The organism is Faecalimonas sp. LCP19S3_D12 (assembly GCF_052121495.1).
GTDB lineage: Bacteria > Bacillota > Clostridia > Lachnospirales > Lachnospiraceae > Faecalimonas.
Genome location: NZ_JBQKED010000067.1, coordinates 1 through 10,104, shown reverse-complemented (window position 1 = coordinate 10,104; position 10,104 = coordinate 1). Strand labels below are relative to the sequence as shown.

The 10,104-nt window shown below is 38.1% G+C and carries 9 protein-coding genes; 1 reads left to right on the top strand and 8 read right to left on the bottom strand.

Translation table 11 applies throughout. The annotated features are described in order from the left end of the window. Positions 1 to 233: 233 nt before the first annotated feature. Entirely contained in the window at positions 234 to 443 is a 210-nt protein-coding gene (locus ACTQXY_RS14475) for a hypothetical protein (RefSeq protein WP_441660052.1), read from the top strand. Positions 444 to 610: 167 nt separating this feature from the next. Here ACTQXY_RS14475 and ACTQXY_RS14470 read toward each other — a convergent pair whose 3' ends face one another. The 8 genes from ACTQXY_RS14470 to ACTQXY_RS14435 form a co-directional block, all read right to left on the bottom strand. Next, on the bottom strand, positions 611 to 1,018 hold the full coding sequence (locus ACTQXY_RS14470; RefSeq protein ID WP_441660051.1) for a DUF6483 family protein: 408 nt from the start codon (positions 1,016 to 1,018) through the stop codon (positions 611 to 613). Between the two features lie 63 nt (positions 1,019 to 1,081). Next, positions 1,082 to 1,471, bottom strand: a complete 390-nt coding sequence (locus ACTQXY_RS14465) for a hypothetical protein (RefSeq protein ID WP_441660050.1) — start codon at positions 1,469 to 1,471, stop codon at positions 1,082 to 1,084. A 59-nt stretch (positions 1,472 to 1,530) separates the two neighbouring features. After that, entirely contained in the window at positions 1,531 to 1,995 is a 465-nt protein-coding gene (locus ACTQXY_RS14460) for a GNAT family N-acetyltransferase (RefSeq protein WP_441660049.1), read from the bottom strand. Positions 1,996 to 2,023: 28 nt separating this feature from the next. Further along, positions 2,024 to 2,950, bottom strand: a complete 927-nt coding sequence (locus tag ACTQXY_RS14455) for a GNAT family N-acetyltransferase (RefSeq protein ID WP_441660048.1) — start codon at positions 2,948 to 2,950, stop codon at positions 2,024 to 2,026. A gap of 213 nt (positions 2,951 to 3,163) precedes the next feature. Beyond that, positions 3,164 to 3,391 carry a YgiT-type zinc finger protein gene (locus ACTQXY_RS14450; RefSeq protein ID WP_441660047.1) on the bottom strand — a complete coding sequence of 76 codons (228 nt, stop codon included), beginning with the start codon at positions 3,389 to 3,391 and terminating at the stop codon, positions 3,164 to 3,166. Between the two features lie 346 nt (positions 3,392 to 3,737). After that, complete coding sequence (htpG, locus tag ACTQXY_RS14445; protein WP_441660046.1) at positions 3,738 to 5,810, bottom strand: molecular chaperone HtpG; 2,073 nt, start codon at positions 5,808 to 5,810, stop codon at positions 3,738 to 3,740. 157 nt (positions 5,811 to 5,967) lie between these two features. Next, complete coding sequence (locus ACTQXY_RS14440) at positions 5,968 to 9,213, bottom strand: FtsX-like permease family protein (protein ID WP_441660045.1); 3,246 nt, start codon at positions 9,211 to 9,213, stop codon at positions 5,968 to 5,970. A 6-nt stretch (positions 9,214 to 9,219) separates the two neighbouring features. Beyond that, positions 9,220 to 9,924: an ATP-binding cassette domain-containing protein gene (locus tag ACTQXY_RS14435; RefSeq protein ID WP_441660044.1), complete on the bottom strand. Its 705-nt coding sequence runs from the start codon at positions 9,922 to 9,924 to the stop codon at positions 9,220 to 9,222. Between the last annotated feature and the right edge of the window lie 180 nt (positions 9,925 to 10,104).

Below are 10,104 nucleotides of genomic sequence, written 5' to 3'. Positions count from 1 at the left end.
ATAACCTGTAACTTTGTCTACATATTCAATTTTCAAAGCAGCCACCGTAAGATGGCTTTGTTGTGATACGATTAAGGTAATGGATAACCTCTACTTTTCATTTTCAATCTTTACCTCTTTTTGCATAGAAAAATGGCAAGGGTATGCTGATTTTTGTTGTGTCGGATATATGAAACTGTTATAATATGGGTATGAAGAAACGGACAAATTAAAAGTTGATGGAGGAAATCAAAATGAAAAATTATCGTTTATTATCCAAAGTGATTTTGGCTATTTGTTTATTCGGAATTATTTTAACAATTATCAATAGTTTTACAGGTGTTATCAATAGTTCAATTTCAACAAGTGGAACAATAATTTGTATTTCTATATTCATTGTTGCAAACGTTGCAATTATGCTATTAGAAAATGAAAGAATACAAAAGGGAAAAAACAATAGATAACTCCTAGTTTGACAACTTCATACCCATACACACAAAGCAGTTGGTCTTTATGATTGACTGCCTTTTAACAAAAGACACCACGTAGGTTGTCAATGGTGTCTTTTTAGTGCTATTCTATTATCATATCAAGGCTCATTCAATCGTGGTAAAATGAGTGTTTTCGCACCTTATCGTCCGTCCTCATCAACACGTCCTATTAAGCGAACTAAGTCTTCATATCCAGATTTTTCAAGTAACTGCTTAAACCCAAAAAGCACTTCTTCTTTCGTGTAATCATTTCTTCTCAAAAAATCATCGTCTTTTTGACTTAGATGTTGATAAAAAAATGCCGCCGCCATGACTTCTTCTTTATTTGTATAATCGAGATCTTCCAGCAAAAGATTCTCAGCTTCGTTTATATCTCCCTGGTCAATCATATCGAAAAAATATTTCAACGTATTCCCTGAGACTTCATATTTATTTTCGTCTTCTAATTCGACAGAAACATATTTCTTCCCAAATACCAAAGAAAACAATACTTGTACCATTTCTTTTATCATTCGCATAATATAATCTTTCTCGTCTACAACTCCCATAGTCCATCCCTCCACGTTTTCAATATTCTAAAATCACTTTTTTCTATCTTCCTAGGCAAATCACTATTTCATTCTTTGCGTACTCAGTTGCAACTGTTCAACCTTGAGCGTCCTTGCTTTATCGTCCTCGTCTTTAGAATTCTCTATTTCTGAATTTCGAATACTCAAAATGATTTCATCTTGAACCTGTAAATCCTCAAATGATATACTTACAACTTGTCCTGTATCATAATCACAGTAAATCATAGGAATGGATGAACAATCAATAAGACAGTTTTTACCTAAAATGCCTTCTTCTGTACCGTCTTTTACAGTTATCGTGTTGTTTCCCTCATCAATTTCTGTAATTACTGCATTCACACCTAAATGAACTGGGTTATTTTTTGATGAACTACACGCCGTCATAGAAATCATAAAAAGAAATACGCACAACACCCTTCCAATTTTTTTCATACACTACCACCTTCTCTAGACTCAAGTTTTGGTACTTCCATGTGTGAAGTAATATCTAATTATTCTGGCAATTCCATTTCAGCATTCATTTTTACAAACCCATATTTCTCATATAATGGTCTCCCCATCTCCGTCGCCTCTAATGAAATAGCTGAAATGCCTTTACTTTTAATATCTTTAATCAACATATCTAATGTTTTATAAGCAATGCCCTTCCTTCTGTAATCAGGCTTTGTATACATATTCATTATATATGCCTTATTTCCACTTGGGTTGTGGTAGGTCGGCATTACTCGAAAAAAGCTAACACCACCCGCACCAACAACACAGTTTTCGTCAAAAACCAAATATGCAATATGCGAGCCATCACAAAGAGCTTTTTGATAATAATCATAGGATTGTCTTTCCACTTCGCTCATATCAGTATCACCAGAAAGTTTATTTGCCGCCCTCAATACTTCTATTCTCGTTTCAATTAAGATATCTAGATCTTTAAGTGTTGCCTTCTTGTATATTAAATTCATATCGTGTTCTCTCCTACGATAACCTATTCTATTTCACAGCCACAAGTTTTGCTTCCTCTTCCTCCAAATAGTCAGCCGTATTACTGCTTAGTCCACTTGCTTTCCACGCCTGTCCAAACGTAATATCCTCTAGGTTACTCAGGAAAACAAATGTACTATCTTTAGCTGCTCCATTCATTCTTCCTGTTATCTCCAGTCTATATTTATAGGTATGCGTGTCTGTCCTCCATGTACCATCACTCATTTCATAATATTTAACTTTCGTTATCAGCTTATTCTGTTCAGAATACTCTTCAACGAATTCCGGATCAGTCACATCATAAGTGTTAATTACTGTTGCTTCATCTTCTCTGACTTTCTGGTCTTCCAAAAAATCAGTTTCCGCATGCTTCTTAACCTCTGACGGTTCTTTCTGCGAACATCCAAACAGACTAAGTAACATGAATGTTACCAAGGTGATCCTAAATATTTTCTCCATCTTGCCTATCCTAAAATCAATGAATTTTCCCATCCCAAAATTTGTCAGCTTCACACCTTCCAACTCCACCTGCTGCCCTTTTTCCAACACATATCCTCGTCCTTCAAAAAACGGTTTTGCCGTAATGGAAGCATGTACGCTGATCTTTTGAATCCCAAATTTCTTGGCATGCTGTTCCAACTCATCGCAGATTGCCGTTGCCACACCTTGATTTTGGAAATCTTTATGCACAAACAGATGAGCCAAATATCCTGTTCTGTCTATGTTTCCATATCCTATAATCTTCTCTCCCTCTACGGCAACGACTGTATAAAGTTTTTCAAAAACTGTTTTATTTTTTCTAAGATTCTCACATCGGTTTGACCACACTTCCACCTGTTCCTGCGAATAATCTTTTCGATTCACAGTTTGAATTGTCTCATAAAAAAGCTGCACAATTTCTTCCAAATCTTCTGCCTGATACTTTCTAATCTCCATCACAATCCTCCAATTCTTCTAAATTTATTCCATAGCCACAAAATGCGCAAATCCACTCGTGGATTCACGCACTCCTCTTTTTAAGACCTATTTTCAAAAGCAAACCCTCAAAGAGCAAATAACTTTTGGAAATCTCATTCATTGAAATTCCAAGAAGTCATCAAAGCTTAATATTGATGTCAATAGCCTCTGTCTAAATTTTTCCTCAATATTCTACGCAGCATGCTGATAATCAATCACAGCAATTTCCTGCATCAGCTTCTTTGCCAAATTTACAATCGTCTCCAATTTTTCAGCAACCTCGTCAGTGTAATACTTTTCTCCGCATTGATCACATTCAAGGCAAGGGACATTTTTAACTACAATAACGCAATTTTTATAATTCACCACATGGGTTGTAGTACTTTCAACAGTAGTAGTATTTTTACAGAACATACACATATTTATTTCCCCTTTCTTCTTGTTTTTAAATCAGATCCAAATTTCTTGGTGTCTGGATAGTACGCTGTTATGATATATATATTTATGCTATCACATCCTGCATTCGTTCTAAGCAGTGCTTTGTCCAAATTATTTTGGAATCAGCACATAAAGTCTGATAAATTTTCAAATCCAATATAATCACCTTTTTTTCATTATATATCTTTATTCTACCCTATTTTTTCCTCTTTTCCCACTCTAAAATCACTAAATTTTTTATGCGATTTTTTCACTTCTTCTAAATTTATTCCATATCCACAAAATGCGCAAACCCACCTGTGGATTCGCGCATTTTTTATTTTTCTTATTATTTTGCCAATAACATCATAATCTCGTTGCTTCTGTTGATAAACGCTGTCATTTCTTCTGGATTCAACGGTTTGTTACTCAACATCGCAAGGTCAAATAACTGTTTACAGAACATTGGTACATGTTCTCCATCTTTATTTTTGAGTACATACTGTACCAATGGATGATTTGCATTCAATACAAGTGTGGCATCTGTTCCGAACATAGATGGATCCATTCCGTACATATTGTACATCTTCATCATTTCCTGCATACGGCGTGACTGTTCTGACAATGTTACCATAGATGCCACATTTTCATTTTTCAGCTTCTCTACTTTAACTTCCAGCTTGTCATTTTCCAATGCTTTGCGGAATACATCAGTCAATGTCTCTGTATCTGCCTTGAATGCTTCTTCTTCCTCTTTTGCAACTTCTTCTTTGAATGTGTCTGTCAAATCTGCATCAATACGCTGGAATTGTACATTCTCATTGCGCTGCTCAAGCTGTGTCACAAACGGAGAATCAATATTGTGTGTCAACAGCACTGCATCCAAACCTTCCTGTTTGAACATATTAATATACTGGCTCTGCTGTTGTTCGTCTGTCACATAGTAAATTGTTACTTTCTTCTCTTCTGCTTTTTCTTCTGTATTTTCGCCCTCTGATGCCTCTGTCTTTTTTTCTTCAGCCTTCGTCTCTTCTGCACCGCCATTTTTTGCAATGCAGTCTTTGAGTGTCAGATATTCATGGTCAATATTTTTGAATAAAATATAATCACTCATCTTGTCACAGAATTTTTCATCTTTCAAGCAGCCGAATTTGATAAATGGGCTGATATCATCCCAGTATTTTTCATAAGATTCTCTGTCAGTCTTACACATTCCTGTAAGCTTATCTGCCACTTTCTTTGAAATGTAATCTGAGATTTTATTTACAAATCCGTCGTTCTGCAATGCACTACGTGATACATTCAGCGGAAGATCCGGACAGTCAATCACACCTTTTAACAGCATCAGGAATTCCGGAATGACTTCTTTGATATTATCTGCGATAAATACCTGATTATTGTATAATTTAATCTTTCCTTCCACGGAATCATACTCTGTGTTGATTTTCGGGAAATACAAAATACCTTTCAAATTGAATGGATAATCCATATTCAGATGAATCCAGAACAATGGCTCTTTGTAATCCATAAACACTTTGCGGTAAAATTCGATATAATCCTCTTTTGTACAGTCATTTGGATGTTTTGTCCAAAGTGGAGTTGTATCACTCAGAGAAACCGGACGTTTGTTGATTTTCACTTTATCTACTGCCGGTGAAACTTCCACCATCTCTTTCTCGCCGTTCTCATTTTCTTTTTCTTCCATCTTTGCTTCTTCATGAATACGTTCCACGATGACATCATCATCTTTCAATTCCTCTTCCAAAATTGTCTCGTATTCTTGTTCTGCATTTTCTTTTGACAGGAAAATCTCTACTGGCATGAAAGAACAGTATTTTTCAATCACTTCTCTCACACGATATTCATTCGAAAACTGCACACTTTCTTCATTCAGGAACAATGTGATCTCTGTTCCAACTGTGTTTTTGCTGCCTTCTTCCATATCATATTCTGTGCCGCCGTCACATGTCCAGTGTACCGGAGCCGCACCTTCTTTGTAAGACAATGTATCAATGTGAACTTCCTCTGCTACCATAAATGCCGAATAAAATCCAAGACCAAAGTGGCCGATCATATCGTCTTCTGTTGTCTTGTCTTTATATTTTTCAAGAAATTCTGTTGCACCGGAAAATGCAATCTGTGTAATATATTCTTCTACTTCATCCGCAGTCATACCAATACCGGTATCAATAAATTTCAATGTTTTTTCTTCCGGATTTACCACTACCTTGATGCTTGCTTTATAGTCATCCGGCAGTTGATATTCTCCCATCATATCTAATTTTTTCAATTTTGTGATCGCATCACAACCATTTGAAATCAACTCACGCACAAAAATGTCGTGATCTGAATACATCCATTTTTTTATAATTGGAAAAATATTTTCACTGTTAATTGAAAGGTTACCGTGTTTTGCACCCATTTCTAACAACTCCTTTTTATCTTTAATTATCAATTCTCGGCGTTTTGCCTCATCTATTTGATATATTAATACTCTGATTTTTAAATGTCAATAGAAAATTAGCACTCTTTTAAAGTGAGTGCTAATAATCTTATGAACTTTATTAAATTCTTATAAACTATTCTACACTTTTCAGTGATTCAACCATATCTATCCGCTTTAATTTGAAATACATTACCCAATTCACAAACAATGAAAATCCAACCGTGAATAAAAAGCTGTACAAAAAGCTTGGAAAATCAATATTTCTTCCAAACATAATTCCTTCCACTTCCACGGTAACGATCACAAATTGATGCAAAATCTTTCCGATTCCCATTCCAACCAGCGATCCAATAATTGTCAGCAAAATATTTTCCCGAAATACATACGATGCAACCTCTTTATCATAGAACCCAAGTACTTTTAAGGTTGCAAGTTCTCGTTTTCGTTCTGTAATATTGATGTTATTCAAGTTATAAAGCACAACAAACGCCAGCATTCCCGCCGAGATAATAAGTACCACAATAACCAGATTCAGACTGCCGAGCATATCTGCAATCCGCTCTTCCATATTATTTGTATATGTCACGTTCAAAACTGCATCCTGCTCAATCAGTTTTTCCCCGATTTCCATCAAACCTTCTTCATCATATTTCTTCATCTTGAACATAATACTATTTTCTTCCGGCTCTTTTCCATAAAGTTCTTCATATAATCCGGTTGTCATATACATATAGTTTCCAATATAGTTTTCACATACCGACACAACTTTCACCCTTACGTCACCGGCATCTTCTTGTATGGTAATCATATCTCCTGATTTCACATCTAATTCGGTGGCTGCCTTCTCTGTTAAGATCACACCTTCATTTGTCAATTCACATTCTTCTTTTGTAACACGATTTCGAAATGTCATAAATGGCTCCAAACCATGCTCCTTTACCGGAACACTCAGGTAGATTTCCTCTTCTCCTGCCGCGCTCTTCACTGTCTTATTTTTCATCATGACTTCCGAATACGTATCAATCTGATGTTCGCCTTCAAGCGTTTCCCTTAAACTCGTCTTTTCCTGTTCTGATAAGTCCGAAGACAAATATGCCATCCCGTCATACTCCTGCAATTCTCCATATTGGAGCGTTGCGATATTGGTAATGGAATCTTTGAGTCCGAATCCCACTAACATCAATCCCATACAACCGCCAATTCCAATGATCGTCATAAAAAACCGTTTTTTATATCGGAAAAGGTTACGAATAGAGGATTTCCAAATGAAACTTAAATATTTCCAAATAAACGTAATTCGCTCTAAAAAAATTCTTTTGCCTTGTTTTGGTGATGGTGGGCGCATTAATACCGCCGGCAATGCCATCAGTTCTTTATAGCAGGCTGCCAGTGTTGCCACGAATGTACATAATACTGCTGCTGCCGTAGCCATGACCGCATATGACACATGATACGGCACAATGATATGTGGAAGATGCTGATACATAATCTTATAGGCATACACAATAATAAACGGGAATAGTTTCTCTCCAATCAGCACCCCGAAAACACTTCCTCCAAACGTTGCCAAAAGCGCATAATTCAAATATTTTTTCGCAATATCAATCTTGCTGTATCCGAGTGCCTGAAGTGTTCCGATCTCCACTCTCTGCTCTTCAACCATTCGTGTCATTGTCGTGAGGCTGATCAGTGCCGCCACAAGGAAAAACAACGCCGGAAACACCTTCCCGATTGCCCGCATGCGATCCGCATTTTCTCCATATTCTGAATATTCCGGCAAAGTGCTTCTGTCATATACATACCATGTCGGAGTTTCTATCTTTGCAATCTCCTTCTCGGCATCTTTGATCTTTTGTTCCCCTTCTTCAATCTTTGCCTGCGCCTCCGCCTTTGCAGTCTCATACTCTTCCCTACTTTTAATCAGCGTCTGTTCTTGTTCCTGCAAAGTGTTTTCTCCACTCTCAAGTGTCTCTTCTTTTTCATGCAGCTCTTCCCACGCTGTATCAATCTGAGCCTGCCCGTTCTGGATTGTCTGCAGTGCACAAGAGAGCGATTCTTCTCCGGCGCTCAGCTGTTGTTTTGCCTGTTCAATCGCAATTTTCCCTTCTGACAACTGATTTTTCATCGCAGTAAGCTTTTCTATGTTCGCCTTAAGTTCTGCCTCCCCTGCATTCAACTGTTTCAATAACTCTGCTGCGATTGCCTGATCTTTTGGGTCTTCGCTGTCTTTGATGGTATTGTACTGCTGCCATCCCACGTCTAACTTGGCTCTGGCATCTGCAATCTGCTTCTCGGCAGCCTCAATCTGTGGCGCTGCCGCCTCAGCCTGCTGCTGATATTCTTTTTCTTTTTTCTCTAATTCTTCTTTTTGACTATCCAGTGTTTCTTTTCCGGTGCGATACTCTTCTAGTCCGGCATCCAGTTCTTTCTGCTTTTGATATAAGGTCTGTTTCGCATTTTCAATCTGCTCTTTTCCAGATGCAATTTCTGCTTTCGCATTCTGGATCTGTGTCTCTCCATCTTTCAGCTTTTGTTCTGCCTCAGAAAGTTCCTGCTGCGCGCTCGCTTTTCCGTCTTCCAACTCCCGTCTCGCCTTGTCAATCTCTTTGTTCGCATCAGCTGCCAGAGACTGTTTCCGCGCCTCACATCTGGCATCTGTAATTTTCTCAATCTCATCAATCACATGATCCACTTTCTTTTGATACCCCTCTGTAAACGCAGTTTCCTCTTTTGCCCCTGCTGCTTTTACATAAATTTCTGTATAGGTATCCGGAGAAAAATTTTCATCTGTCACAGCGAGGAACCCACTGACCGTTCCTGTTCCAATCAGACTGCTTCCCCTTCCAAACGAGATGTAGGATGGGCTGCTTCCCGTTCCCACGATTTTAAACTCTTTGACCTCCAATATCCCGGAATCTTCCCTCGTCAGCGTAATCGTGTCACCAATCCGATAAGAAGTACCTTCTAAAAAATCTATATCTACAAGACACTCTCCTTCTTTTTCAGGCATTCTTCCTTCACTTACCGTCAGCTCATTCATGGACTCCGGAATAGACATCACATGAAGAACCTTTTGATTATCATCTATATTAAGCAGCATGTCCTGGCTAAAACCGCCCTCTGCTTTAGCTACATCTGAAAGTCCTTCAATCGCATGCAGATCATCTTTTGTCAGTCCCATCGTGCCAATCACCTTGATATCCATCAGATTTTTTTCATCAAAATAGGCATCTCCGGAAATTCTCATATCCGGTTCCGATGCTCGAATTCCGGAAAAAAATGATACGCCCAATGCTACGATAAAAAATATCGACAAAAAACGTCCCAGGCTTTTTCGTATCTCCATATAAAAATCTTTTCTCAACGCTCGTTTTTTCATACTTATCTACCACTCAATCGTCTCAACCGGAATCGGATTCTCATTCAATGTCACTTTAGAAACCTTTCCGTTCTTTATTTTAATCACACGGTCTGCCATCGGTGCAATCGCCGAATTGTGCGTAATCAAAATGACCGTCATCCCCTTCTTACGACACGTATCCTGCAACAGTTTTAATATTGCTTTTCCTGTATTGTAATCCAACGCTCCCGTTGGCTCATCGCAAAGTAACAATTTCGGATTTTTTGCCAGCGCCCTTGCGATAGAAACTCTCTGCTGCTCTCCGCCGGAAAGCTGCGCCGGAAAATTCGCCGCCCGTTCTCCCAGTCCGACATCCTCAAGCACCGCCATCGCATCCAGAGGATCTTTACAAAGCTGAAGCGCCAGTTCTACATTTTCCAGCGCAGTCAGATTCGGAACCAGATTGTAAAACTGAAACACAAATCCGATGTCATCTCTTCTGTATGCCGTCAATTGCTTTGTATTGTAGGTTGTGATATCATTTCCATCTACAATGACCTCTCCGCTCGTCGCCGTATCCATTCCTCCTAAAATGTTCAAAACAGTAGTCTTTCCCGCTCCACTTGCTCCGACAACGACTGCAAATTCTCCCTTTCCAACAGAAAAATCAATTCCATCCGCAGCTGCAATCTCCACTTCTCCCATCTTATATATCTTTTTTACTTGTTTCAGTCTCACATAATCTTCCATTCAAATGCCTCCCAACAAACTATAAGTTATTGTTCCGTAACAACTTTAACTATTTTCATTATAGCATAAACACGACAAACGCATGAGTAAATAAATTGTGAACATCCCTTTTTTCTGATAAACTAAAGAGAAAAGAGGTGTTTCTTTATGAAAGAATTGTTAGAGTGGATGGAATATATT